Consider the following 23,537-nt stretch of genomic DNA (forward strand, 5'->3'; position numbering starts at 1 on the left):
CCTCAGACTTGATGAAGAACAGTGAAAGATTTGTCACGGCGGAAAAACGCCAGGCGCTCTTCATCCAGTTTCAGGCCCAGGCCCGGGGTGGCTGGCACGTGCAGCTCGAAATCGCGATATTCCAGCGGCTCGCTGAGAATGTCTTCGGTCAGCAGCAACGGGCCGAACAACTCGGTGTCCCACGCCAGTTTGTTCAAGGTGATAAACGCCTGGGCCGAGGCCATGGTGCCGATCCCGCCTTCAAGCATGGTGCCGCCGTACAGGCCGATACCCGCCGCTTCGGCAATCGCTGCAGTCTTGAGCACTGCGCGCGGGCCACCATTCTTGGCGATCTTCAGGGCGAAGATCGAAGCGGCGCCCTCACGGGCCAGGTTGAATGCATCTTCCACGCACTCGATGGACTCGTCGGCCATGATCGGCGCCGGGCTCATGGCATTCAGGCGGGCCATGCCGGAGCGATTGTTACGCGAGATCGGCTGTTCGATCAGGTCGATGCCGTTGGTACCGAGCATCCGGCAGGCACGGATGGCCACCGCTTCGTCCCAGGCCTGATTGACATCGACCCGCACGCTCGCACGATCGCCCAGGGCTTTCTTGATGGCGATCACATGGGCCAGGTCACGATTGACTTCGCCGGCGCCGATTTTCAGCTTGAAGATGCGGTGGCGGCGCAGGTCGAGCATCTGCTCCGCTTCGGCGATGTCCTTGGCGGTATCGCCGCTGGCGAGAGTCCAGGCCACCGGCAGCGCATTGCGCACCCGGCCGCCGAGCAATTCGCTGACCGCCAGGCCCAGGCGTTTGCCCTGGGCATCGAGCAACGCGGTTTCGATACCTGATTTGGCGAAGGTGTTGCCGCGGATACTGCGCTCCAGGCGCAACATCGCGGCATTCACATTGGCGCTGTCCTGACCCAGCAGCAGCGGCGCGAAGTGGCGGTCGATGTTGGTCTTGATGCTGTCGGGGCTTTCGTTGCCATACGCCAGGCCACCAATGGTGGTGGATTCACCGATGCCTTCGATGCCGTCGGCGCAACGCACGCGAATGATCACCAGGGTCTGGTTCTGCATGGTATGCATAGCCAGCTTGTGCGGGCGAATGGTCGGCAGATCAACGATGATCGTCTCGATCGATTCAATGGCGGTTGCAAGCATTTCGATACCCGTCAGGTTCTTGGAGTTCTGGAACCGATTCTGGTACGGCTTTTTTCCGGAAGCCAATATAGAATTGGTCTGACTTGATACCTTAAAGGTATGCAAACGTTTAGTTTATGGAGGCTGCATGGAACTGCGTCACTTGCGCTATTTCCAGGTACTGGCGAAAACCCTCAACTTCACTCGCGCCGCCGAGTTGCTGCACATCGCCCAACCGCCCTTGAGTCGGCAGATCCAGCAGCTGGAGGATGAGTTGGGGGTGGTGTTGCTGGAACGCGGGCGGCCGTTGAAGCTGACCGATGCCGGCCGGTTCTTCCACGAACACTCCAGCGCCCTGCTCGACCAGTTGGGCAAGGTGTGTGACAACACCCGGCGCATTGGCCTGGGGGAAAAAACCTGGCTGGGCATCGGTTTTGCGCCATCGACGCTCTACGGCGTGTTGCCGGAGCTGATCCGCCGCCTGCGCAGCGGCGAGCCGCTGGAGCTGGAGCTGGGGCTGTCGGAAATGACCACGCTGCAGCAGGTGCATGCGCTCAAGGCCGGCAGGATTGATATCGGCTTTGGGCGAATCCGCATCGACGACCCGACCATCATCCAGACTGTGCTCACCGAAGACCGCCTGGTCGCCGCCCTCCCCGCCGGCCACCCGTTGCTGGGCGCGCCGATCAGTCTGCGCGACCTGGCCAGGGAACCCTTCGTGTTATACCCGGGCAATCCGCGGCCCAGTTATGCCGACCATGTCATTGCGCTGTTCGAATCCTATGGCGTGAGTATCCAGGTGGCGCAGTGGACCAACGAGCTGCAGACCGCGATCGGCCTGGTTGGGGCTGGCATCGGAGTGACCCTGGTGCCGGCCTCGGTGCAGTTGGTGCACCGTGACGACATCGGCTTTACAGCGATTCTGGAAGACAACGCGACTTCACCGATCATTCTCAGTCGGCGGGTGGGCGATGTGTCCCCGGGGTTGAGGCATTGTTTGCAGATGATTGATGAGTTGTTGCCGCGCAAGCTGGAGGGCTGAACTCTATCCTGCGAACGCGCGTCGCCCGGCGTTCATTTCCGAGCGCAACTCTGCGATGAGGCCGTTGATGTCGCGGATGGTGGTCAAGTCCGTTACGGACACGCCGGTTATCAGAAACTCGACCTTCCCGGTTTCAGGGTCGACTACTTCGATTCGCAGTAATCCACGGCTCTCCGTGCATTCGCAGGACAGCGAATTGAAACCGGATTCGACAATGCTGCAAAGGACGGAAATGGGCACCATGGCTGACGACTCGGGCGGCAGTTAATGGAAAAGTCCCAATGAGAATAGATCCGGTTTCAGGATTGCGCGGCCGCCGCAATGTTATCCAGCTCTCATTTTGAGCAATTTTTTACTTCGAATCCCCCGACCAGATCCAGTTCCACAGCCCCGGCAGGTCCACCGGCTGCGAACTGTCTTTCACGGTGCGGGCCATGGCAGCACGTTGCAGGGCGGCCGTGTCGTCGTAAAACGGTACTTGCGCAACTTTCACTCCCGTCTCCTGGGCGCTGTCCAGGAGGATCTGCAGATACTCGCGGGTGTGGCGAGCGGTGTAGCGATTGAGGTCATGAAAGGTCACCACCACCGGGATCACCCCGTCCACCACCGGCAGTTCACCCCGGGCGATGCGCTCGCGCACCTCGGACATTGACCGCAGCATGTGCGAACGCCGCTGCGGGCTGGCGTTGAAACCCCAGATCTTGCCGTCGTTGGCACTGAGGTCAGTCAGCAGCACATGCAGGCCATGCCGTTGATAGGCGGCGAAAGTGCGCTTGTCGTAGTTCCAGAACGGCGGCCGCACCAGGGTCGGTGGCGCACCGGTGATGGCGGCGATATCGGCACTGCCATTGCTCAGCGACTGTTCCAGATCCACGTCATCCAGGGACCGATGGTTGCTGTGCCCGGGGGTGGCCGTGTGAAAACCGAGGATCTGGCCTTCAACCTGTTCACGATGCATGACCTGACGCCCGATCTCACTGCCCCCGGCCCTGGAAGCGCGGGTTTGCACGAAAAACACCGCCTTGATCCCCGGCTGCAGCGGGTTTTGCGCCAGGCTGTCGAGCACGGTCATCGTCGGATTCCAGAAGCTTGAGGCGCTGGGGCCATCGTCGAACGTCAGCAGGAACCGGATCGGTGGTTGGGCTTCCAGACCTTGTGCGGTTTGTGTGGTCATGGGGATGGGTGCAGCGATACACCCCACCAGCCCGGCGGCTATAACGAGTGGAGCGAGGAGCTTGAACAGCTGTTTCATGGTATGCCTTGGCCAGACTATTACGCCCGTGCAGGGCGGTGGGCGCAGGTTGGATAGGGTACAGGGTGTTTGGTTCAAGTGGCGGGGTATGAGCTGCCAATCACCAAGTGCATGCCTGATGAGGTTCCACTGTGGGAGCGGGCATGCTCGCGAAAGCGGACTGGCATTCAACATTGATACCGAATGTCACGATGCCTTCGCGTGCAAGCCCGCTTGTTTGCGGCTTGCAACGGTTGGGGTGCAGACCACCCTGTAGGAGCTGTCGAGTGAAACGAGGCTGCGATCTTTTGATCTTGCTTCTTTTTGTGTACATATCCGTTGCTGCGGTACCGGCTTCTATTGGTTCCGCCCTTACGGCGGGTCACTTTCGAAGAGCGCGAAAGTAACCAAAGCGCTCTTGCCCCACCACTCGGCACCTCGCCCAGGCTCGGTGTGCCGAGTGGTGGGGCAAGAAGCCCTTGGTTACTTGGGGCTGTTCCAAGTGACCCGCTGTAAAAGCGGAACCAATAGAGGCCGTTGCCGAATTAACGGATATGTACACAGCAAGATCAAAAGATCGCAGCCTCGTTTCACTCGACAGCTCCTACAGCTCCCACACAGCTCCCACAGAGAACGGGGGTAACCAGCGATCCGGAACAGCAACTGATATGAACACAGCCCAAGAAACACCATCAAAAGATCCACACCCCTGAGGATCACGCCCATGTGCGGACGCCTGACCCAATACCGCGGCATACATGATTTTGTTGCAGCGCTGAGCATCCCCGACGCCCTGATCAACCACGTTGGCGATGAGCCCCTGGCTCGCTACAACGCCGCGCCCACCACCCGCCTCGCCCTGCTGCACCTGGAAAACGATGGCCTGCACGCCGACTCCGTGCGCTGGGGCTGGCGGCCGCACTGGGCCAAGGATCGCGCCCCGCCCATCAACGCCCGGGTCGAAAAGGTTGCCCATGGCCCCTACTTCCGGCCCATCTGGCCGCATCGGGCCATCGTGCCCGTCGACAACTGGTTCGAATGGGTCGACAACGGCCAATCCGGCAAACAACCTTGGCTGATCCGCCGCAAGGATCGGGCGCCCGTCTACTGCGCCGCCATCGGCCAGTTTCCCCGGGACGACGCCGAGCCCAACCCTGAAGACGGTTTTGTCATCCTCACTGCCGACAGTGCTGGAGGCATGCTCGACATCCACGACCGCCGCCCCATAGTGCTGTCGCCAGAACTCGCGCGGGAATGGCTCGACCCCGCCACGCCCAAGGAACGCGCTGAACAAATGGCACTGTTCCAAGGCGAGGCCAGCGATGTATTCGAGTGGTACAGAGTCGGCAAGGCAGTGGGCAATTCGCGGAACCAGGGGCCCGAACTGATCGAAGAAATCGAACAGCAATAAACTTTAAATATATCGACAACTGAATCGTTACACAGACTGTTTCATCGACGAAACAAACTGGAACAGCCATGGCCATATGCCGCGCCACCGCTTGTCTGACATTTCGACTGCCATACATACATTCAGGATCAGTGCCGCTAGCATGCGCGCCGCATTTCCATCGACAGTCCTTTATTGACCGAAGAGTCAGATAGGGCGGAAAACCCAGTAACTTCAGCCTTGCAGAGAACCCAGTTGCGCGACGATTTTTATATCAAGCAAGTCACCAGCCTTGAATGTGTCCACCTGTCGACCACAGAACGCTATCAACTCGACTGTTTCATCGGGCAATACATCAAGTCCCGAAACCTGGCAGCAGTGCCCAATATCGATCCCACCCTGCGCGCAGCCTTGCAGCGCTACCCGGGTCAGCCTCCGGTGATGGTCAATGAACTGAACGCCTGGGTCGACAAGACCCTGGGCTATCGGGCGGCGCACCCCGATTTCACCCTGATCGAAGATGTGTGAAACCCTACCACAGCTCCAGCCCGTAACGATGCAGGAGCTGCCGCAAACGCTATTCAGGGTTTTAACGGACGCTCTTCATCCCGTTCTGACAGCTCCCGGCTGTCGTCGTGTTTCCAGGTCGGGGTGGAGCGTTTTTGTTCCTCTGCTATTTCCTCTTCCGTAGGTTCATCCGGATCTGGCGGCTCGTGTTCATTTGCCATGCTCACCTCTCTTCCTGAAGGGATGGTTCATCCGTTCTCAGCGTAGAACAGATTCACAGCCACCATCGCAGCAAAAAGAAAAAACCCATGCTCAACAACATGCTGAGCAAGGTGCTGCGGGTATACAACACCAACCCCACCGCGACCAACGAACTGAGCAGATAGGGATTGTCCCACTGCAGGTTCAACTGTTTATCCGGCATAAACACAATCGGTCCGCAGATGGCGGTAAGCATGCCAGGCACCGCGAAGCCGAGAAATTGCCTCGCGTTGCTGCTCAAGCGCACCGGCAGGCGCGGCTCCAGAAATACGTAGCGGTTGAGAAACACCAGCACGCCCATTCCGATAATCACCGCCCAGACCATCATGCCGTTTGCCCCAGATAAAGTTTGTTGCACAGGAAACCTGCGGTCATCCCCGCCAGCCCCGCCAGCACCAGCGCCGAACCCCACTGCCAGTGGCTGAACAACACCGAGCAGAACAGCGCGACGGCGACGCACACCACCGTCGGCACATTGCGCACCACGGGGGTGATCAGGGCGATAAAGGTCGCGGCAATCGAGAAGTCCAGGCCTAGGTGTTCCAGCCCCGGAATGCTGCTGCCCAGCACAATGCCGGCCAGGGTGAAAAGGTTCCAGGCGATGTAGAACGTCAGCCCGACACCCAGTGCGTACCAGCGATTGAACTGCTGTTTGTCGTGCTGGCTGGTCAGGGCGAACAGTTCGTCGGTGAGCAAAAAGCCCAGCCCCACTCGCCAGCGCCCCGGTAGCGGGGAAATCACCGAGCGCAGGCTCATGCCATACAGCAGATGCTGGGACGTCAGCAGCAGCGTGGTTAGCAGGATCGAGAAAATCCCTGCCCCGCCTTTGAGCATGCCGATCGCCACTAACTGGGCGGCACCGGCGAACACGATGCTCGACAGGCCCTGGCCTTGCAGGGGTGTGAGGTTGGCTTCGATGGCCACGGAACCTGCCAGCAGTCCCCATGGCGCAGTCGCCAGGGACAGGGGAAGGATCGCCACGGCGCCGCGCAAGAATGCGCTACGGGGCATGTGTGAGTTGGACATGGCGCTCTGCAACTTGGAAAAAAGACCTGCGACTGTGCCAGCACTTGCCCGCGATGGCATGCACAATTTCAGTTTTAATCCTGCCGGGCTCCACGAACGGTCAGCGGCACCGAGTAACATGGTCCACTTAATCAGGCACAAACCAGGGACGTGCGCATGCTCTATCGAATCGCCGCCGACGGGCTGGTGCTGTTTCATCTGCTGTTCATTCTGTTCGTGCTGTTTGGCGGGCTGCTGGTGCTCAAATGGCGCCGGCTGGCGTTGCTACACCTGCCGGCGGTCGCCTGGGGCATCTCGGTGGAAGTCTTGCACCTGATGTGCCCGCTGACTGAATGGGAAAACCGCATGCGCGCCGCAGCCGGGCAGACCGGCTACGGCGGCGGTTTCGTCGAGCACTACATCTGGCCGGCCATCTACCCGGCCGGCCTGACCCCGGCTATCCAAATGGGACTCGGCGCCGTGGTGCTGGCGATCAACCTCTGGGTCTACCTGCGGCTGCTCTTGCAAATGAGGCAGCGCGAGCGTCCCTGAAGCTACTTGTCGATCACGCTCATGTTGCGCCCACTGGCCTTGGCCACGTACAGCGCTCGATCGGCAGCGCGCACCAGGTCGTCGGGCACATCATGCGATGCCGTGTCCCAGGCGCAGACTCCGACGCTGACGGTGACCGCCCCATCGACGCCCTCGCTGTGTTCGATCGCCGCCAGCTGCACCGCGAGACGGATTTTTTCCGCCACCAGGAACGCGCCAACATAGTCGGTACCGGGGAGCACCACAGTGAACTCTTCGCCGCCATAGCGGGCCGCCAGGTCACCGGGACGCTTGATGTGCTCACTGATGATCGAACTGATCCGGCGCAGGCAAGCGTCGCCGGCGACATGCCCGTACAAGTCGTTGAAGCGTTTGAAGTGATCGACATCGATCATCAGCAACGCCAGGTGAGTCTGGGTGCGGCGGGCCCGGCGCATCTCGGTCATGATGAACAGATCGAACTGGCGTCGATTGGACAGGCCGGTCAGGGCGTCCTCCAGCGCGATCAACTCCAGGCCGCGGTTGACCTCAAGGAGCTTTTCCTGGGCGTCGAGCAAGACACTCTGGATATGATTCTGCTGCCTCATCAGGCGGATCAGGCGATAGCCGAGTACTCCCAGCAGCGCGAGGAACAGGGAGACGATGCCCGCGCTGAGCCACGATTCCTCGCGCCAGCCGGTCAGTACCTCTTCCTGGTTAAGCGCGGCGAAGACGATCAGCGGATAACCTTCGACCCGTCGAAATCCGACCACTCGCTCGACGCCATCGACCACCGAGCGGACCCTGGCAGTCCCGGAATCACCCAGCGGCAACAGCTGGGTAAACAGCGGGCCATTGGCGACACTGCTACCGACCTCGGACTCCTTGAACGGACGGCGCACGACAATGGTTGCGTTGGCGGCGATCAGGTTGATTACGCCGTTGCGGCCCATGTCGATGCTGTCATACAGCGCGAGGAAGTGGCTCAGGTGGATGGTGGCCAGGGCCACGCCGGCAAAACTGCCGTCCGGATGATTGACCCGGCGCGACACGGTCATGATCCATTCGCCGCTGGACCGGCTCTTGATCGACGGGCCGATGTGCGGTCCGCTGTCACGATGATCGCGGTGGAACATGAAGTATTCGCGGTCGGAGTTGTTGGCGTTGGGCAGGTCGGCGCCGTTGGAATTGGCGATCCATTGCCCTGTTTCGTCATAGACGAACAAGCCGTGCAGCTGGCTCAACTCACGGCGCTGGACGCTGAGCAGGCGTTGCATGCGCGGCAGGCGTGCCGATTCTATGCCTTCGCTCTCGAGGCGCTCGACCAGGGTCAGCAGCAGCGTGTCAGCCTGCTTGATCGACGCCTGCGCCTGCCAGGCCAGGGCCTGCGCAAGGTTGGACATCGCCACTTCCTTGTCGCGCAGGTGATACTGGCGTGAACTCCAGACTTCCCAGCCAGCGATGGTGGCCATCGACAGGCATACGGCGATCAGGAAAAACACCAGTGAACGAATCTTCAGCCTCGACACCGCCAGGCCGCCGTTTAACAGCTGGGCCGGTTGTGCGTTGTCGATCTGATCGTTGATGGACAGTTGTCCCATGTCAATCCCTGACCTCTTATGGTTTCGGTGTCTGCTTTACGGCATCGATCCAGGCGGGATCCAGTCGTGTCTGCCCGATGTCGATGCCCAGCACTTCCATCCGCGCCTTGTGCTGGTCGATCTCACGGTTCAATTGCCCATGGTCGCTGGAGTTGCCATCCAGCTCGTGCATTTGCGTCAGTCCCAGATGATAGAAGCGTAGCAATTTGATTGCACGCGGATCATCGCGCTCCACCGCCGCAGTCACCTGGTGCATGACGTTGGTGACGCTCATCAGGCTGCGCTTGAGCTGCCAGCCATAGACCGCTGCCGCCATCCACGGCTGGTTCCAGAACAGCCCGCGCATCAGCGCGACCATCAGCAACACCGCGACGAATACCCCGCCGACATTAAAACGCATGTTGTCGCCGCCTGGCTCGCCGAACAAAGCCACCGCCACCGTCGACAGCAGCATCGCCAGCGCGAGGAACGCCAAGGCAATAATGACCGTGCTGCGCCGAGTCTGTTGTCGATAGGTCTGGGCGTTCATCGGCTGGATTTCAAACATTGCGACGGGGTTCCTTGCGTCAGGTAATGGATTGTGGGGCAAAAGTCTGCGGGGCATTATCGCCTCCCCGTCAGATTTAGCTATGCTGGAGCTCCTTTTCATCTTTTCATCGTCAAAGGGCAACGTGGCGATACTGCGCAGTTCGTGCCATCTTCTTTCATGGATACACACTATTCGGATGCCATTTGCCGATCCCCGTGTGAGTGACATCGTTTTAAGGATCACTGAATGACCCAACGACACGTAATCAACGCCTCTGTCAGCCCAAAAGGCAGCCTGGAAACCCTTTCTCAACGTGAAGTGCAGCAACTGAGCGAAGCCGGATCCGGCAGTACCTACACCCTCTTCCGCCAGTGCGCCCTGGCCATCCTCAATACCGGCGCGCATGTTGATAACGCCAAGACCATCCTCGAAGCCTACAAGGATTTCGAAATCCGCATTCACCAGCAGGACCGTGGCGTGCGCCTCGAACTGGTGAACGCCCCCGCCAACGCTTTCGTCGACGGCGAAATGATCGCCAGCACCCGGGAAATGCTGTTCAGCGCCCTGCGCGACATCGTCTATACCGAAAACGAACTCGACAGCCAGCGCATCGACCTGAGCAACTCCCAGGGCATCAGCGACTACGTGTTCCACTTGCTGCGCAACGCCCGCACCCTGCGTCCCGGCATCGAGCCGAAGATCGTGGTGTGCTGGGGCGGCCACTCGATCAACACCGAGGAATACAAGTACACCAAGGAAGTGGGCCATGAACTGGGCCTGCGCAGCCTGGACATTTGCACCGGCTGCGGTCCGGGCGTGATGAAAGGCCCGATGAAGGGCGCGACCATCGGCCACGCCAAGCAGCGCATCCACGGTGGCCGTTACCTGGGCCTGACCGAGCCCGGGATCATTGCCGCCGAGGCGCCCAACCCGATCGTCAACGAGCTGGTGATTTTGCCGGACATCGAAAAACGCCTGGAAGCCTTTGTGCGAGTGGGCCACGGCATCATCATCTTCCCGGGCGGCGCCGGTACCGCCGAAGAGTTCCTGTACCTGCTCGGAATCCTGATGCACCCGGACAACAAGGGCTTGCCCTTCCCGGTCATCCTCACCGGGCCGAAACATGCCGCACCGTACCTGGAGCAGCTCGACGCGTTTGTCGGCGCCACCCTGGGCGACGCAGCGAAGCAGCACTACGAGATCATCATCGACGACCCCGCCGAGGTCGCCCGGCAAATGACCCAGGGCCTCAAGGCGGTCAAGCAGTTCCGCCGCGAGCGCAATGACGCGTTCCACTTCAACTGGCTGCTGAAAATCGACGAAAGCCTGCAGCGCCCGTTCGATCCGACTCACGAAAACATGGCCAACCTGGACCTCAGCCGCGACCTGCCGGCCCACGAACTGGCGGCCAACCTGCGCCGGGCGTTCTCCGGGATCGTCGCTGGCAACGTCAAGGACAAGGGCATTCGTCTGATCGAGGAACACGGTCCGTATCAGATCCGTGGTGACGCCGCGGTCATGCAACCCCTGGATCAACTGCTCAAGGCCTTTGTCGCCCAGCACCGGATGAAACTGCCGGGTGGCGCGGCGTATGTGCCGTGTTATCGAGTGGTTGCATAAGCGCACGGCGTGTCTTGCAACATCGCGAGCCGAAGCCACTGCTTCGGCTCGCTGCCTTTCAGGGAATAACGATGCGACAACGTGATGCACAGGTCTTGTGTCGATCACCCATCCTGCAAATCACCACAGCCAAAAGTGGGAGTGAGCCTGCTCGCGATGGCGGTCATCCAGCCGACAAATTTATTGCCTGACACACCGCCATCGCGGGCAAGCCTGGCTCCCACGGGTCTTGTGTCGATCACCCATCACAAATTATCGGCATCAATCACAGCCTTGGCGAAGGCCTGCGGGTCTTCCTGGGGCAGGTTGTGGCCAATGCCGCCGTTGATCAGGCGGAACTCGTATTTGCCGGTGAAGCGTTTCGCATAGTCTTCGGGAGCTGGATGCGGGGCGCCGTTGGCGTCGCCTTCGAGGGTGATGGTCGGGACGCTGATGGCAGGTGCCTTGGCCAGTTTCTGTTCCAGCGCCTCGTATTGGCTTTCACCCTGCACCAACCCCAGGCGCCAACGGTAGTTGAAGACCGTGATGGCGACGTGATCGGGATTGTCCAGGGCCGCCGCGCTACGATTGAACGTAGCGTCGTCGAAGGTCCATTTCGGTGACGCCAGTTCCCAGATCAGTTTGGCGAAATCATGGCGATTCTTTTCGTAACCGGCCTGGCCGCGATCAGTGGCGAAATAGAACTGGTACCACCACTGCAATTCGGCCTTCGGCGGCAACGGGTTCTTGCCCGCGGCCTGATTGCCGATCAGATAACCGCTAACCGCTACCAATGCTTCGACCCGCTCCGGCCAGAGTGCCGCAACGATGTCCGCCGAGCGTGCGCCCCAGTCATAGCCACCCAGCACTGTGCGCTTGATCTTGAGGGCGTCCATGAAGTCGATCACATCACTGGCCAGTGCAGCGGGCTGGCCGTTGCGCAGGGTCTTGTCGGAGAGAAAACGAGTATCACCGTAACCCCGCGCATAAGGGATGAGCACGCAATAACCTTTCGCTGCCAACAACGGCGCTACCTCGGTGTAGCTGTGGATGTCGTAAGGCCAGCCATGCAGCAGAATCACCACCGGACCGTCAGCGGGGCCAACCTCTGCGTAGGCCACATTGAGCAGACCGGCTTCGACGTGCTTCAGCGGGCCGAATGGGGTATAGGCATCGACTTTGGCCGCAACCGGCGTCGCAGGCGTGCTGGCCTGGGCACTCGCAATCCCAAGCGCGCCCAATTGCATCAAGGCACAGGCAAGGATCGACGGGCCGACCAGACGCCGGCGTGCAGCGGATCTATTCTTTGATTCGGACATCTTCATGCTGAGCGCTCCTGCAGGTGGCTAAATGGGTGGCGATAAGCGTAGGTGATCTTGCTTAGCTGCAGCCCATTAAGCAGGCCTGGGGTATCTGCCATGTGTCGCAAAAATCCGCCAATGAGGCGTAACGTGTCCAACCGCGCGGCGGATACAGTGCGATACAAAACCACGGCTCAATAACCAGAGAATCGAGCGATGGAACATGTGAACCACATTCTGATCGTCGACGACGATCGCGAGATCCGCGAGCTGGTCGGCAATTACCTGAAGAAAAACGGTTTGCGCACCACGGTGGTTGCCGATGGCCGGCAGATGCGCAGTTTTCTCGATGGCAACCAGGTAGACCTGATCGTGCTGGACATCATGTTGCCCGGCGATGACGGCCTGCTGCTGTGTCGCGAATTGCGCTCGGGCAAGCACAAGGCCACGCCGATCCTGATGCTCACGGCGCGCAACGATGAAACCGATCGCATCCTTGGCCTGGAGATGGGCGCCGACGATTACCTGACCAAACCCTTCTCCGCCCGCGAACTGCTCGCGCGCATCAACGCCGTGCTGCGGCGCACGCGGATGCTGCCGCCGAACCTGCTGATCAGCGAAAGTGGCCAGTTGCTGGGATTTGGCCGCTGGCGGCTGGACACCACCGCCCGCCATCTGCTGGACGAAGATGACACCATGGTCGCCCTGAGCGGCGGCGAATACCGTCTGCTGCGGGTATTCCTCGATCATCCGCAGCGGGTGCTCAGCCGCGACCAGCTGCTGAACCTGACCCAGGGTCGCGATGCCGACCTGTTTGACCGCTCGATCGACCTGCTGGTGAGCCGCTTGCGCCAGCGCCTGATGGATGACTCGCGCGAGCCGACCTATATAAAGACCGTGCGCAGCGAAGGCTATGTGTTCTCGTACCCGGTAGAGATGCTCGGCGCGCAGGGCTGATCCCGATCAACAGCCTTGATAAAGACTATGCGCACGGGTGTTTTTTCATCAGCGGGCGACAGCTCTAGAGTGGCGACATCTTCTTCCCACGCTCTGGAGCTGCATCATGAAAATCATTATCGGTCTTGGATTTGCCCTTTCAGTATTTGGCGCCACTTCGGCCATTGCTGCACCTCACGCTGCTGCGCAAGTGGTCGTCAGCGCCAAGGTCAGCCAACCGGCTACGTTGAACGTCAACACGGTTGGCGTTGAGCATAAGAATGTTCAGGCGAGCAAACTGTATGTTGCGGAAAACCGCCCTGAGTTTGGTTCGAAGTATCAGCGTTATTGAGAGTCCTTACGCAGGAGTCGCGCCAGAATGGATAAGCCGCGCAATTTCGAGACTTCATTCAGCGCGACAGGAAACAGAGGACGTCTAACGAGACAAAATGCTGAACAACTGTTCCTGGAGCAGCACATAGAGTTAACAGTGCTCTAATCCGTAAACAGAGCACTGATTAAGCGCCAACGTTTAATCAAACGAGCGGAAGCATAACCTCTTCTGAGCGATACTTCGCCAAACTGTCTAGGTCATCTATAGTGTAAAGAAATATCACAGTCTTACCCTTTAGGATAATATCTTTTCTTTCAACTTTGAATTCCACCCCGCCACCCTCCCCATCGTAAGTCACTGGGAGAGTGCCAAACGCAACCCTAGAGGTATTTGTCCCTTTAAACCAAGCGTGAATATGGTAACCTTTCTTGGTCACTTCACCGATTGACTTTGGGAAAGTCAAGCTATAAATCTTTTCTATCCATTCAACCTTTGGAGCCTCAAGTTTATCTGACATTTCGATTCCCCTTCAAAGTATAAAGATTCGATTGGTTCGGATGTTGGTGCCCAACTTAATTAGAACTCGCAGTAGCACTGAGCTATATACAACACCGGCATCGCGAAGGCGTCTACTGTCAATAATAACAGTTCGGTTCTTGTTTCTGACGAATGGTAATGGAGGCTTAACTGGCTACGTCGAGCACGAAGGGGCTACGACAAAGCCTGTCATGGCGACAGGCTTGGAGTTATTACCGAAAACTTGTTTACTTAACCGCAGGCTGGCCCCGGCGCTTTGCTGGATTCAGAAAAGGCGTTGCCAATCTTTTAGCTTCAGAACAGCAAAATTTGTATCCAGTGTTGATCGGCCAATAGTTCAGATCACCACATTGCGCACAAAGCGCACCGCCACTTCTCCCTCGTTGCGATAGGAATGAGGTTGGTTGCTGGCGAACATGAAGAACTCGCCGGCGTCGATCTTGTGCGGCACGTCGCCGACCATCAGTGTCAGGCAGCCTTCGAAGACATAGAACTGTTCGCTCCAGCCATCGGCATCGGGCTCGGAGGGATAGTGCTCGCCCGGTTCCAGGCGCCATTCCCAGAGCTCCACCTCCCGGGTAGCACTGGCCTTGGACAGCAACACTGCCTTGCTGCCGGGAATGGTGCCGGCCCAGGCCAGTTCGTTGATTCGGCTTGGATCGCGAGCATCGGGGGCCTGGATCAGGTCGCTGAAGGCGACTTCCAGCGCTTCGGCCACACGATCAAGCGTGGTCAGGCTGACGTTTTTTTCGCCCGCCTCGATCGCCACCAGCATCCGCCGGCTGACCCCGGACTTTTGCGCAAGGGCCGTCTGGCTCATGTCAGCGGCATGGCGCAGGCGCCGCAGATTCTGGCTGACGTGTTGGAGGACCGAAGCCCGCGGCGGGGAATCTTTGTGCACTATATTGCTCACTCGATGGGGTTGGGCAGTATACTGCGCAACATTCGACGCATTGTGCGTCGCCCTCAGGTAGCGCGCAAGGTCATGACGTCGGCGAACTCATCCCACCCCTCTCCCCGTTTCTCGCGGCTCAGCAAAGCCGAGTGCGTGCTGGTAGTGATCACCATGATCTGGGGCGGGACTTTCCTGCTGGTTCAGCATGCCATGACCGTCAGCGGGCCGATGTTGTTCGTCGGCCTGCGCTTCGCCGCAGCCGCGCTTATCGTTGCCGTGTTTTCCTGGCGTCAGCTGCGTGACCTGACGCTGTTCGAATTCAAGGCCGGGGCCTTTATTGGAGTGGCGATCATGCTCGGCTATGGCTTGCAGACGGTAGGCCTGCAAACCATTCCCAGCAGCCAGTCGGCATTTATTACGGCGCTGTACGTGCCCTTTGTGCCGCTGTTGCAGTGGCTGGTGCTGGGCCGGCGCCCGGGCTTGATGCCGAGTATCGGGATCATGCTGGCGTTTACCGGGCTAATGCTGCTGTCGGGGCCTGCGGGCGCTTCGTTCAATTTCAGCCCGGGTGAAATCGTCACCCTGATCAGCGCCGTGGCAATTGCTGCGGAGATCATCATGATCAGCAACTACGCCGGCAAAGTGGACGTGCGCCGGGTGACGGTGGTGCAACTGGCGGTCACTTCGGCGCTGGCGTTCCTGATGGTAGTGCCGACCCAGGAGCGGATTCCGGATTTTTCCTGGCTGCTGCTGTGCAGCGCCCTGGGTCTGGGCGCGGCCAGTGCGGCGATTCAGGTGGCGATGAACTGGGCGCAGAAAAGCGTCTCACCGACCCGGGCCACCCTGATATATGCGGGCGAACCGGTTTGGGCGGGGATCGTTGGGCGGATTGCCGGGGAACGCTTGCCGGCGATCGCATTGGTTGGGGCGGGGTTGATTGTGGCGGCGGTGATTGTCAGTGAGTTGAAGACCAAGGGTAAGGTGGTTGCTGCTGCAGAGGAATTGGAAACCCCAACCCTGTAGGAAAACCATGAAAAGCAGGACTTTTCCGCAATCCGTGTAGGATTCTGCCACAGGTTAGCGTTTGGTAATCCTGGGACTGGCACGTATGATGCTTCACAAACCTCCGCAGATTAGAAGCCTATGTCCCTGATAGTTCTACTGCTTCTGCCCTTTGTCGGCAGCTGTCTGGCAGCCATGCTGCCGCACAATGCGCGTAACACCGAATCATTACTGGCTGGCCTGGTCGCCCTGATAGGCACCGTCCAGGTCGCCTTGCTGTTCCCGCAAATCGCCGATGGCGGGGTCATTCGCGAGGAATTCACCTGGCTGCCCAGCCTCGGCCTGAACTTCGTCCTGCGCATGGACGGCTTTGCCTGGCTGTTCTCCATGCTGGTGCTGGGCATCGGCACACTGGTCTCGCTGTACGCCCGCTACTACATGTCGCCGGACGATCCGGTGCCGCGCTTCTTCGCGTTTTTCCTGGCGTTCATGGGCGCCATGCTCGGCCTGGTGATCTCCGGCAACCTGATCCAGATGGTGTTCTTCTGGGAGCTGACCAGCCTCTTTTCATTCCTGCTGATCGGCTACTGGCACCACCGCGCCGATGCCCGCCGTGGCGCCTACATGGCGCTGATGGTCACCGGGGCTGGCGGACTGTGCCTGCTGGCGGGGGTCATGCTGCTTGGCCATGTGGTCGGCAGCTATGACCTGGACAAGGTCCTGGCCGCCGGCGAGCTGATTCGTGCACATGCCCTCTACCCTATTCTGCTTCCACTTATCCTGATCGGCGCCCTGAGCAAAAGCGCGCAATTCCCCTTCCATTTCTGGCTGCCCCACGCAATGGCGGCGCCAACGCCCGTCTCGGCTTATCTGCACTCGGCGACCATGGTCAAGGCCGGGGTATTCCTGCTCGCGCGCCTGTGGCCTTCGTTGTCCGGCAGTGAAGAATGGTTCTACATCGTCAGCGGCGCTGGCGCCTGCACCTTGCTGCTCGGTGCCTACTGCGCGATGTTCCAGAACGACCTCAAGGGCCTGCTGGCCTACTCGACCATCAGCCATCTGGGCCTGATCACTTTGCTGCTGGGCCTGAACAGCCCCCTGGCCGCCGTGGCCGCGGTGTTCCATACCCTCAACCACGCCACCTTCAAGGCTTCGCTGTTCATGGCCGCCGGGATCATCGACCACGAAAGTGGCACCCGCGACATCCGCAAGCTTAGCGGCCTGATCCGCCTGATTCCCTACACCGCCACCCTGGCCATGGTCGCCAGCGCCTCGATGGCCGGCGTGCCGCTGCTCAACGGCTTCCTGTCGAAGGAAATGTTCTTCGCCGAAACCGTGTTCATCAACGCCACTGCCTGGGTCGAAATGACCCTGCCGATCGTCGCGACCATCGCCGGCACCTTCAGCGTCGCCTACTCGCTACGCTTCACCGCTGACGTGTTCTTCGGCCCGACCGCCACCGACCTGCCGCACACCCCGCATGAGCCGCCGCGCTGGATGCGCGCACCGGTCGAGCTGCTGGTGTTCGCCTGCCTGGTGGTGGGGATTTTCCCGGCACAGGTGGTCGGCCCGCTGCTGGCCGCCGCTGCTCGGCCGGTGGTTGGCGGCACGTTGCCGCAGTACAGCCTGGCCATCTGGCATGGCTGGAATGCCCCGATGATCATGAGCCTGATCGCCATGACCGGTGGCATCGCGCTCTATCTGCTGCTGCGCAACCAGCTCAAGCGTGGACGCTTCAAGTACCCGCCGCTGATTGGCCGCTTCAACGGCAAGCGCCAGTTCGAACGCAGCCTGGTGGTGATGATGCGCCTGGCCCGACGCCTGGAACGGCGGATCAGTACCAAGCGCCTGCAGACCCAGCTGTTCCTGGTGGTGCTCGCCGCCGTACTGGCCGGACTGATCCCGATGCTGCACGGCAGCCTGACCTGGGGCGACCGGCCGAAGATTCCCGGCTCGATCGTGTTCGTGACCCTGTGGCTGCTGGCAATCGCCTGTGCCCTCGGCGCCGCCTGGCAAGCCAAGTATCACCGGCTGGCAGCCCTGACCATGGTCAGCGTGTGTGGGCTGATGACCTGCATCACCTTCGTCTGGTTCTCTGCGCCCGACCTGGCCTTGACGCAGCTGGTGGTTGAAGTGGTCACCACAGTCCTGATCCTGCTGGGCCTGCGCTGGTTGCCGCGGCGGATCGAAGAGGTTGCACCGCTGCCGAGCACCTTGCGCAAGGCACGCATCCGCCGCCTGCGCGACCTGCTGTTGTCGACCGCCGTCGGTGGCGGCATGGCGCTGCTGTCCTACGCCATGCTGACGCGCCAGACGCCCAACGACATTTCTTCGTTCTACCTCAGCCGCGCCTTGCCTGAAGGCGGCGGCAGCAACGTGGTGAACGTGATGCTCGTGGACTTCCGAGGCTTTGACACCCTCGGAGAAATCACCGTGCTCGCCGCCGTGGCGTTGACCGTGTTCGCCCTGCTGCGACGTTTCCGCCCTCCAAAAGAGAGCCTGCAATTACCCGCCCAACAGCGTTTGCTGGCGCCGGACGTGGTGACAGACCTGGTCAACCCGCGTCAGGCCAGCGATACCGCATTGGGCTTCATGATGGTGCCGGCGGTGCTGGTGCGCCTGCTGCTGCCAATCGCATTCGTGGTGTCGATCTACCTGTTCATGCGCGGCCACAATCAACCGGGCGGCGGCTTTGTCGCCGGGCTGGTGATGTCGGTGGCGTTCATCCTGCAATACATGGTCGCCGGTACGCAGTGGGTCGAAGCGCAGATGAGCCTGCGACCGTTGCGCTGGATGGGCACCGGATTGTTGTTCGCCACGGTCACCGGCCTCGGCGCGATGGCGGTCGGTTATCCGTTCCTGACCACCCACACCTGGCACTTTGACCTGCCGGTGTTCGGCGCCATTCACCTGGCCAGCGCGCTGTTCTTCGACATCGGCGTGTATTCGGTGGTAGTGGGCTCGACCTTGTTGATCCTGACCGCCCTCGCCCACCAATCGGTACGTGGCCATAAAACCGCGGCCCTGCCCAAATCCGTCGCCAGCAAAGGAGCCGTCTGATGGAAGAAGTCATCGCAATCGCCATCGGCGTCCTGGCCGCCTCCGGCGTCTGGCTGGTCCTGCGGCCACGGACCTTCCAGGTGGTCATGGGCCTGTGCCTGCTGTCCTACGGCGTCAATCTGTTCATCTTCAGCATGGGCAGCCTGTTCATCGGCAAGGAGCCGATCATCAAGGACGGCGTGCCCCAGGACCTGCTGCACTACACCGATCCGCTGCCCCAGGCCCTGGTGCTGACCGCAATCGTCATCAGCTTCGCCATGACCGCGTTGTTTCTGGTCGTGCTGCTGGCCTCCAGGGGCCTGACCGGCACTGACCATGTGGATGGCCGGGAGCCTAAAGAATGAATCTGATGCCGCACCTGATCGCCGCACCGATTTTGCTGCCGCTGTTGACGGCCGCCGTGATGCTTCTGCTGGGGGAAAAACACCGGCCACTGAAAGCCAGGATCAACCTGCTCTCCAGCCTGATCGGCCTGGGCATTGCCGTGCTGTTGCTGCAATGGACCACCGAGACCGACATCCCCGGCTCCATCGGCGTCTATCTGCCGGGCAACTGGCAGGCGCCGTTCGGCATCGTGCTGGTGGTCGACCGGCTCTCGGCGATGATGCTGGTGCTGACCGGGATCATCGGCGTCAGCGCCCTGCTGTTCGCGATGGCCCGCTGGGACGGTGCCGGTTCGAGCTTCCACGCGCTGTTCCAGATCCAGATGATGGGTCTGTATGGCGCCTTCCTGACCGCCGACCTGTTCAACCTGTTCGTGTTCTTCGAAGTGCTGCTGGCCGCCTCCTACGGCCTGATGCTGCACGGTTCGGGGCGCTCCCGGGTGTCGGCCGGCCTGCATTACATCTCGATCAACCTGCTGGCCTCGTCGTTGTTCCTGATTGGCGCGGCACTGATCTACGGCGTCACCGGCACTTTGAACATGGCCGACCTGGCGCTGAAAATCCCCCTGGTGCCGGAAGCCGATCGCGGCCTCCTGCATGCCGGCGCGGGGATTCTGGCGGTGGCCTTCCTGGCCAAGGCCGGAATGTGGCCGCTGAATTTCTGGCTGGTCCCGGCCTATTCCGCCGCCAGCGCACCGGTGGCGGCAATGTTTGCGATCATGACCAAGGTCGGTGTCTACACCTTGCTGCGCCTGTGGACCCTGCTGTTCTCCGGGCAAGCCGGTGCCTCGGCGTACTTTGGCGGCGACTGGCTGATCTACGGCGGCATGGCGACCATTGCCTGTGCGGCAGTGGCGATCCTGGCCGCGCAACGCCTGGAACGCCTGGCCAGCCTGAGCATTCTGGTGTCGGCGGGCATTCTGCTGGCGTCCATAGGCTTCGCCCAGCCCGCGTTGATCGGCGCGGCGCTGTTCTACCTGGTCAGCTCGACCCTGGCATTGAGCGCACTGTTCCTGCTGGCCGAGCTGATCGAGCGTTCGCGTTCGGCCAACGAGATGCCGCTGTTCGACGACGGTGACTTGCTGCCACGGCCCATGGAATCCCTGCAGCCGGCCAAAGGCATCAACCTCGACGATGAGCAGAAAGCCGTAGTCGGCCAAGTGATCCCCTGGACCATGGCCTTCCTCGGCTTGAGCTTTATCGCCTGCTCGCTGCTGATCATCGGCATGCCGCCGCTCTCCGGCTTCATCGGCAAGCTGGGCTTGCTGCATGCCCTGCTCAATCCCCTTGGCCTGGGCAGCAGCGGCGACGAACCGGTGTCGAACGCCGCGTGGGGCCTGCTGGCGCTGCTGATCATCTCCGGGCTGGCGTCGCTGATCGCATTCTCGCGCTTGGGCATCCAGCGCTTCTGGACGCCGGAGGAGCGACCTTCACCGCTGCTGCGGCGCTTCGAATGCGTGCCGATTTTCGCCTTGCTGGGCTTGAGCATCCTGCTCACCTTCAAGGCCGAGCCGCTGCTGCGCTACACCCAGGCAGCTGCGGATGCGCTGAACAATCCCCAGCAATACGTCATGGCGGTGCTGGGCACTCGCGCCGTCCCAAGCCCTGAGGCGCAAGCCGCAATGGCGGAGGTGCGCCCATGAAACGCCTGTTTCCCGCTCCCTGGTTGTCGCTGGCCCTGTGGGCCCTATGGCTGGCGCTGAACCTGTCGATCAGCCCGGGCAACTTGCTGCTGGGCGCCATCCTTGGGTTCTGCGCGCCACTGATGATGCGCAAACTGCGGCCACTGCCGATCCGTATTCGCCGGCCCGGGGTGATCCTGCGCCTGTTCCTGCTGGTCGGGCGCGACGTGGTGTCATCCAACCTCGCCGTCGCCTGGAGCGTGCTCAATGCCGGGCGACGCCCACCGCGTTCGCGGTTCATCAAGGTGCCGCTGGACCTGCGCGACGCCAACGGCCTGGCCGCCTTGTCGATGATCACCACCGTGGTGCCGGGCACCGTCTGGTCGGAGCTGGCGCTGGACCGCAGCATCCTGTTGCTGCACGTGTTCGATCTGGATGACGAAGCGCTGTTCATCGAGCACTTCAAGGCCACCTACGAGCGCCCCTTGATGGAGATCTTCGAATGAGCCCGCTGCTGTCGAATGCGATCCTGCTGAGCCTGTTCATCTTCTCCCTGGCGATGGTCCTGACCCTGATACGCCTGTTCAAGGGCCCATCGGCCCAGGACCGGGTTCTGGCGCTGGATTATTTGTACATCGTCGCGATGCTGGTGATGCTGACCCTGGGCATTCGTTATGCCAGTGACACCTACTTCGAGGCAGCGTTGCTGATCGGGTTGTTCGGCTTCGTCGGCTCGTTTGCCCTGGCGAAATTCCTCCTGCGTGGCGAGGTGATCGAATGAGCGCTGAACTGTCTTTATGGGTTGAAGTGCCGGTGGCGATCCTGCTGGTGCTCAGCAGTCTGTTCGCGCTGATCGGCGCCGTCGGGCTGCTGCGCATGAAGGACTACTTCCAGCGCATGCACCCGCCGGCACTGGCCTCGACCCTGGGGGCCTGGAGCGTGGCCCTGGCGTCGATCATCTACTTCTCGGCGCTCAAGTCCGCGCCGGTAGTACACGCCTGGCTGATCCCGATCCTGCTGGCCCTCACCGTGCCGGTGACCACCCTGCTGCTGGCCCGGGCGGCGCTGTTCCGCAAGCGCATGGCCGGCGACGATGTGCCCGCCGAAGTCAGTAGCCGGAGTACGGAAAGCGGGAGTTGACCCTTATCTGTGGGAGCAAGGCTTGCCCGCGATGGAGCCTTCAAGCCCTGCGGTAAATTCAAGGACGCCATCGCGGGCAAGCCTTGCTCCCACAAGGATGGTGGACAATGTGCGAACATCCGGTAAGTCGATGAGTTTGAACTTTACGAACATCCTGCGTATTTCCCCCAGCATCGACCGGCGCCTGCTGAAGGTCCAATTCAGCTTTTTCCTGATGGTGCTGGGCGGACGTTGCAATCAACTGGCAGTAGCCTGGTGGGCTCTTCAGGAAACAGGCTCGGCGCTGTACTTCGCCAATATGATTGCCTGTTCCATCGCGGCGGAGGTGTTGGCCAAACCCCTGCTGGGATGGATGGGGGACAAGTACAACAAAATCCTGATCATCAAGTTCGCTTCATGGATCAGCTTGGTGACAGCGCTTTTGATGCTGGTGCTGTCCGCCACTGGCTTGTTCAACCCCTGGACCGTGGGCGCGCTGATGATGGTCAGCAGTGCGATTGTCGGCGTGCGCGACCCGCTTCAGGCGTCGATAATTCCGTTGTTTGCAAACGACGATAAAGTCACGCTGGCCTTCAGGAGCAAAAGCGTGATGTCGTCGTTTTCCAATCTGCTGGGCCCGGTACTGGCCAGCGGGTTGATTTACGGACTGGGTATCACGTTGGCTTTGACCGCCGATTTTGTTGCAATTCTCATCGCAGGAACATTGATTGCGACTATCCCAAACCCTATCGGTACGCCTGGCAAAAGCGAAAAAACTCCGCAGGCCAGTGGCTTCAGCATGATCTATTCGGGCTTCAAGGTAGTCTACGGAGTGAAAGTCGAATTTTACCTGGCCATCATTGCAATGCTGATCAACTTTGCCCTGTTTCCGTTTTTCACCATCTTGCTCCCACTGTATGTAAAGGACGTCATCCAGTACCCGGTTACTTACACTGGTCTTCTCGATGCAAGTTTCGGCTTGGGAATTTTGATGGGCAGTTACAAGATCATCGGATGGTTATCCGGGCGAATCCCCCGTGACCTGTGTGTATCCGCAGGTTTTGCACTCCTGGGTTGCAATCTGGTGGTGGTCGGGACCGTATCAGCTTCGGTAATCGTGACCCTCGCCTTCTTCTGCGGCGGTGTCGGCCTGATGCTGATAAACATCCCTACCTCCGCTGTCAGGTTGCTGGCGACGCCAAAGCTGCATCGCAACCGGGTGTTTGCCACGGTTGCATTTGTGTCCGCGCTGGCCAGCCCGTTGGGCAGTTTTGCGATGAACACCTTCATTGCCCATCTTGGAGTGGCACTGACGATCACGGTGCTGGGTATGATGGTGCTGCTTTTATCAGGCCTGGTTTTTTTGGTACCTGATTTCAAAACCTTCATGCGGTCGCAGGATACTAAGCTCAATGAGGCTTATCTACGAAAGTATCCTGATGCGTTCACTGACAGCTATCGCAAGGCTTGACGGCCTCATCGCGGGCAAGCCTTGCTCCCACAGAGCCTTGCTACCCACAAT

At 60.3% G+C, this 23,537-nt stretch carries 26 protein-coding genes; 15 read left to right on the plus strand and 11 right to left on the minus strand.

Going from position 1 to position 23,537, the window contains the following annotated elements:
* Nucleotides 1-2: 2 nt before the first annotated feature.
* Nucleotides 3-1,151: a muconate cycloisomerase family protein gene (locus ACYZTK_RS04205; protein ID WP_462013281.1), complete on the minus strand. Its 1,149-nt coding sequence runs from the start codon at nucleotides 1,149-1,151 to the stop codon at nucleotides 3-5.
* Nucleotides 1,152-1,278: 127 nt separating this feature from the next.
* Here ACYZTK_RS04205 and ACYZTK_RS04210 point away from each other — a divergent pair, with 127 nt between their 5' ends.
* Nucleotides 1,279-2,172 (plus strand): LysR family transcriptional regulator, encoded by an 894-nt coding sequence (locus tag ACYZTK_RS04210; protein ID WP_462013282.1) that lies wholly within the window; start codon nucleotides 1,279-1,281, stop codon nucleotides 2,170-2,172.
* A 3-nt stretch (nucleotides 2,173-2,175) separates the two neighbouring features.
* On the opposite strand, the gene ACYZTK_RS04215 is transcribed toward ACYZTK_RS04210, so the two are convergent.
* Nucleotides 2,176-2,415, minus strand: a complete 240-nt coding sequence (locus ACYZTK_RS04215; protein WP_462013283.1) for a DUF1652 domain-containing protein — start codon at nucleotides 2,413-2,415, stop codon at nucleotides 2,176-2,178.
* 109 nt (nucleotides 2,416-2,524) lie between these two features.
* The gene (locus ACYZTK_RS04220) at nucleotides 2,525-3,424 is read right to left on the minus strand and encodes a polysaccharide deacetylase family protein (protein ID WP_462013284.1); all 900 of its coding nucleotides are present in this window, start codon (nucleotides 3,422-3,424) and stop codon (nucleotides 2,525-2,527) included.
* Between the two features lie 703 nt (nucleotides 3,425-4,127).
* Here ACYZTK_RS04220 and ACYZTK_RS04225 point away from each other — a divergent pair.
* A complete protein-coding gene (locus ACYZTK_RS04225) occupies nucleotides 4,128-4,814 on the plus strand; it encodes an SOS response-associated peptidase (RefSeq protein WP_462013285.1) in 687 nt (228 codons plus the stop codon).
* Between the two features lie 234 nt (nucleotides 4,815-5,048).
* Nucleotides 5,049-5,321, plus strand: coding sequence for a hypothetical protein (locus ACYZTK_RS04230; RefSeq protein ID WP_462013286.1), 273 nt, complete (start codon nucleotides 5,049-5,051; stop codon nucleotides 5,319-5,321).
* 53 nt (nucleotides 5,322-5,374) lie between these two features.
* Here ACYZTK_RS04230 and ACYZTK_RS04235 read toward each other — a convergent pair whose 3' ends face one another.
* Genes ACYZTK_RS04235 through ACYZTK_RS04245 form a run of 3 tightly spaced genes read right to left on the minus strand, consistent with a single transcriptional unit; the run spans nucleotide 5,375 to nucleotide 6,587 of the window.
* Nucleotides 5,375-5,521, minus strand: coding sequence for a hypothetical protein (locus ACYZTK_RS04235; RefSeq protein WP_462013287.1), 147 nt, complete (start codon nucleotides 5,519-5,521; stop codon nucleotides 5,375-5,377).
* A gap of 53 nt (nucleotides 5,522-5,574) precedes the next feature.
* Nucleotides 5,575-5,886 carry an AzlD domain-containing protein gene (locus ACYZTK_RS04240; protein WP_462014852.1) on the minus strand — a complete coding sequence of 104 codons (312 nt, stop codon included), beginning with the start codon at nucleotides 5,884-5,886 and terminating at the stop codon, nucleotides 5,575-5,577.
* Nucleotides 5,886-6,587, minus strand: a complete 702-nt coding sequence (locus tag ACYZTK_RS04245; protein ID WP_462013288.1) for an AzlC family ABC transporter permease — start codon at nucleotides 6,585-6,587, stop codon at nucleotides 5,886-5,888. The genes ACYZTK_RS04240 and ACYZTK_RS04245 overlap by 1 nt, the downstream gene beginning before the upstream one ends.
* A 156-nt stretch (nucleotides 6,588-6,743) precedes the next feature.
* On the opposite strand from ACYZTK_RS04245, the gene ACYZTK_RS04250 reads away from it, so the two are divergent.
* Nucleotides 6,744-7,118, plus strand: a complete 375-nt coding sequence (locus ACYZTK_RS04250; protein WP_462013289.1) for a DUF2784 domain-containing protein — start codon at nucleotides 6,744-6,746, stop codon at nucleotides 7,116-7,118.
* A 2-nt stretch (nucleotides 7,119-7,120) separates the two neighbouring features.
* Here ACYZTK_RS04250 and ACYZTK_RS04255 read toward each other — a convergent pair whose 3' ends face one another.
* Together ACYZTK_RS04255 and ACYZTK_RS04260 are read right to left on the minus strand one after the other, a co-directional pair.
* On the minus strand, nucleotides 7,121-8,698 hold the full coding sequence (locus ACYZTK_RS04255) for a sensor domain-containing diguanylate cyclase (protein WP_462013290.1): 1,578 nt from the start codon (nucleotides 8,696-8,698) through the stop codon (nucleotides 7,121-7,123).
* Nucleotides 8,699-8,714: 16 nt separating this feature from the next.
* Entirely contained in the window at nucleotides 8,715-9,245 is a 531-nt protein-coding gene (locus tag ACYZTK_RS04260) for a DUF3087 family protein (protein ID WP_462013291.1), read from the minus strand.
* Nucleotides 9,246-9,473: 228 nt separating this feature from the next.
* Between ACYZTK_RS04260 and ppnN the strand changes: the two genes are divergently transcribed.
* Complete coding sequence (ppnN, locus tag ACYZTK_RS04265; protein ID WP_462013292.1) at nucleotides 9,474-10,847, plus strand: nucleotide 5'-monophosphate nucleosidase PpnN; 1,374 nt, start codon at nucleotides 9,474-9,476, stop codon at nucleotides 10,845-10,847.
* Between the two features lie 245 nt (nucleotides 10,848-11,092).
* Here ppnN and ACYZTK_RS04270 read toward each other — a convergent pair whose 3' ends face one another.
* Nucleotides 11,093-12,151, minus strand: coding sequence for an alpha/beta fold hydrolase (locus ACYZTK_RS04270; RefSeq protein WP_462013293.1), 1,059 nt, complete (start codon nucleotides 12,149-12,151; stop codon nucleotides 11,093-11,095).
* A gap of 192 nt (nucleotides 12,152-12,343) precedes the next feature.
* On the opposite strand from ACYZTK_RS04270, the gene ACYZTK_RS04275 reads away from it, so the two are divergent.
* Nucleotides 12,344-13,084: a response regulator gene (locus ACYZTK_RS04275; RefSeq protein ID WP_462013294.1), complete on the plus strand. Its 741-nt coding sequence runs from the start codon at nucleotides 12,344-12,346 to the stop codon at nucleotides 13,082-13,084.
* 106 nt (nucleotides 13,085-13,190) lie between these two features.
* Nucleotides 13,191-13,415 (plus strand): hypothetical protein, encoded by a 225-nt coding sequence (locus tag ACYZTK_RS04280; RefSeq protein WP_462013295.1) that lies wholly within the window; start codon nucleotides 13,191-13,193, stop codon nucleotides 13,413-13,415.
* Between the two features lie 184 nt (nucleotides 13,416-13,599).
* On the opposite strand, the gene ACYZTK_RS04285 is transcribed toward ACYZTK_RS04280, so the two are convergent.
* Together ACYZTK_RS04285 and ACYZTK_RS04290 are read right to left on the minus strand one after the other, a co-directional pair.
* On the minus strand, nucleotides 13,600-13,914 hold the full coding sequence (locus tag ACYZTK_RS04285) for a hypothetical protein (protein ID WP_462013296.1): 315 nt from the start codon (nucleotides 13,912-13,914) through the stop codon (nucleotides 13,600-13,602).
* A 357-nt stretch (nucleotides 13,915-14,271) separates the two neighbouring features.
* Complete coding sequence (locus ACYZTK_RS04290) at nucleotides 14,272-14,835, minus strand: helix-turn-helix domain-containing protein (protein ID WP_462013297.1); 564 nt, start codon at nucleotides 14,833-14,835, stop codon at nucleotides 14,272-14,274.
* 15 nt (nucleotides 14,836-14,850) lie between these two features.
* Between ACYZTK_RS04290 and ACYZTK_RS04295 the strand changes: the two genes are divergently transcribed.
* From ACYZTK_RS04295 to ACYZTK_RS04330, 8 genes are all read left to right on the plus strand, one after another.
* Complete coding sequence (locus ACYZTK_RS04295) at nucleotides 14,851-15,852, plus strand: DMT family transporter (protein ID WP_462014853.1); 1,002 nt, start codon at nucleotides 14,851-14,853, stop codon at nucleotides 15,850-15,852.
* A gap of 120 nt (nucleotides 15,853-15,972) precedes the next feature.
* Entirely contained in the window at nucleotides 15,973-18,891 is a 2,919-nt protein-coding gene (locus ACYZTK_RS04300; RefSeq protein ID WP_462013298.1) for a monovalent cation/H+ antiporter subunit A, read from the plus strand.
* Nucleotides 18,891-19,235 carry a Na+/H+ antiporter subunit C gene (locus tag ACYZTK_RS04305; RefSeq protein ID WP_003202835.1) on the plus strand — a complete coding sequence of 115 codons (345 nt, stop codon included), beginning with the start codon at nucleotides 18,891-18,893 and terminating at the stop codon, nucleotides 19,233-19,235. The genes ACYZTK_RS04300 and ACYZTK_RS04305 overlap by 1 nt, the downstream gene beginning before the upstream one ends.
* On the plus strand, nucleotides 19,232-20,917 hold the full coding sequence (locus tag ACYZTK_RS04310) for a monovalent cation/H+ antiporter subunit D (protein WP_462013299.1): 1,686 nt from the start codon (nucleotides 19,232-19,234) through the stop codon (nucleotides 20,915-20,917). Before ACYZTK_RS04305 ends, ACYZTK_RS04310 begins: the two co-directional genes overlap by 4 nt.
* Entirely contained in the window at nucleotides 20,914-21,402 is a 489-nt protein-coding gene (locus ACYZTK_RS04315) for a Na+/H+ antiporter subunit E (protein WP_462013300.1), read from the plus strand. Before ACYZTK_RS04310 ends, ACYZTK_RS04315 begins: the two co-directional genes overlap by 4 nt.
* The gene (locus ACYZTK_RS04320) at nucleotides 21,399-21,677 is read left to right on the plus strand and encodes a K+/H+ antiporter subunit F (RefSeq protein ID WP_462013301.1); all 279 of its coding nucleotides are present in this window, start codon (nucleotides 21,399-21,401) and stop codon (nucleotides 21,675-21,677) included. Before ACYZTK_RS04315 ends, ACYZTK_RS04320 begins: the two co-directional genes overlap by 4 nt.
* Nucleotides 21,674-22,036: a Na+/H+ antiporter subunit G gene (locus ACYZTK_RS04325; protein ID WP_462013302.1), complete on the plus strand. Its 363-nt coding sequence runs from the start codon at nucleotides 21,674-21,676 to the stop codon at nucleotides 22,034-22,036. Before ACYZTK_RS04320 ends, ACYZTK_RS04325 begins: the two co-directional genes overlap by 4 nt.
* A gap of 130 nt (nucleotides 22,037-22,166) precedes the next feature.
* Nucleotides 22,167-23,486, plus strand: coding sequence for an MFS transporter (locus ACYZTK_RS04330; protein ID WP_462013303.1), 1,320 nt, complete (start codon nucleotides 22,167-22,169; stop codon nucleotides 23,484-23,486).
* Nucleotides 23,487-23,537: the final 51 nt, after the last annotated feature.

The organism is Pseudomonas sp. LB3P31, assembly GCF_054897945.1.

Excerpts from the sequence above, each read along its gene's own strand:
- ppnN (WP_462013292.1), top strand. The coding sequence starts at position 9,474 with ATGACCCAACGACACGTAATCAACGCCTCTGTCAGCCCAAAAGGCAGC.
- ACYZTK_RS04300 (WP_462013298.1), top strand. The coding sequence starts at position 15,973 with ATGTCCCTGATAGTTCTACTGCTTCTGCCCTTTGTCGGCAGCTGTCTG.
- ACYZTK_RS04270 (WP_462013293.1), bottom strand. The coding sequence starts at position 12,151 with ATGAAGATGTCCGAATCAAAGAATAGATCCGCTGCACGCCGGCGTCTG.
- ACYZTK_RS04210 (WP_462013282.1), top strand. The coding sequence starts at position 1,279 with ATGGAACTGCGTCACTTGCGCTATTTCCAGGTACTGGCGAAAACCCTC.
- ACYZTK_RS04325 (WP_462013302.1), top strand. The coding sequence starts at position 21,674 with ATGAGCGCTGAACTGTCTTTATGGGTTGAAGTGCCGGTGGCGATCCTG.
- ACYZTK_RS04295 (WP_462014853.1), top strand. The coding sequence starts at position 14,851 with ATGGGGTTGGGCAGTATACTGCGCAACATTCGACGCATTGTGCGTCGC.
- ACYZTK_RS04255 (WP_462013290.1), bottom strand. The coding sequence starts at position 8,698 with ATGGGACAACTGTCCATCAACGATCAGATCGACAACGCACAACCGGCC.
- ACYZTK_RS04240 (WP_462014852.1), bottom strand. The coding sequence starts at position 5,886 with ATGGTCTGGGCGGTGATTATCGGAATGGGCGTGCTGGTGTTTCTCAAC.
- ACYZTK_RS04245 (WP_462013288.1), bottom strand. The coding sequence starts at position 6,587 with ATGTCCAACTCACACATGCCCCGTAGCGCATTCTTGCGCGGCGCCGTG.
- ACYZTK_RS04285 (WP_462013296.1), bottom strand. The coding sequence starts at position 13,914 with ATGTCAGATAAACTTGAGGCTCCAAAGGTTGAATGGATAGAAAAGATT.
- ACYZTK_RS04320 (WP_462013301.1), top strand. The coding sequence starts at position 21,399 with ATGAGCCCGCTGCTGTCGAATGCGATCCTGCTGAGCCTGTTCATCTTC.
- ACYZTK_RS04280 (WP_462013295.1), top strand. The coding sequence starts at position 13,191 with ATGAAAATCATTATCGGTCTTGGATTTGCCCTTTCAGTATTTGGCGCC.
- ACYZTK_RS04330 (WP_462013303.1), top strand. The coding sequence starts at position 22,167 with ATGAGTTTGAACTTTACGAACATCCTGCGTATTTCCCCCAGCATCGAC.
- ACYZTK_RS04260 (WP_462013291.1), bottom strand. The coding sequence starts at position 9,245 with ATGTTTGAAATCCAGCCGATGAACGCCCAGACCTATCGACAACAGACT.
- ACYZTK_RS04220 (WP_462013284.1), bottom strand. The coding sequence starts at position 3,424 with ATGAAACAGCTGTTCAAGCTCCTCGCTCCACTCGTTATAGCCGCCGGG.
- ACYZTK_RS04205 (WP_462013281.1), bottom strand. The coding sequence starts at position 1,151 with ATGCTTGCAACCGCCATTGAATCGATCGAGACGATCATCGTTGATCTG.
- ACYZTK_RS04305 (WP_003202835.1), top strand. The coding sequence starts at position 18,891 with ATGGAAGAAGTCATCGCAATCGCCATCGGCGTCCTGGCCGCCTCCGGC.
- ACYZTK_RS04315 (WP_462013300.1), top strand. The coding sequence starts at position 20,914 with ATGAAACGCCTGTTTCCCGCTCCCTGGTTGTCGCTGGCCCTGTGGGCC.
- ACYZTK_RS04275 (WP_462013294.1), top strand. The coding sequence starts at position 12,344 with ATGGAACATGTGAACCACATTCTGATCGTCGACGACGATCGCGAGATC.
- ACYZTK_RS04235 (WP_462013287.1), bottom strand. The coding sequence starts at position 5,521 with ATGGCAAATGAACACGAGCCGCCAGATCCGGATGAACCTACGGAAGAG.
- ACYZTK_RS04225 (WP_462013285.1), top strand. The coding sequence starts at position 4,128 with ATGTGCGGACGCCTGACCCAATACCGCGGCATACATGATTTTGTTGCA.
- ACYZTK_RS04215 (WP_462013283.1), bottom strand. The coding sequence starts at position 2,415 with ATGGTGCCCATTTCCGTCCTTTGCAGCATTGTCGAATCCGGTTTCAAT.
- ACYZTK_RS04310 (WP_462013299.1), top strand. The coding sequence starts at position 19,232 with ATGAATCTGATGCCGCACCTGATCGCCGCACCGATTTTGCTGCCGCTG.
- ACYZTK_RS04250 (WP_462013289.1), top strand. The coding sequence starts at position 6,744 with ATGCTCTATCGAATCGCCGCCGACGGGCTGGTGCTGTTTCATCTGCTG.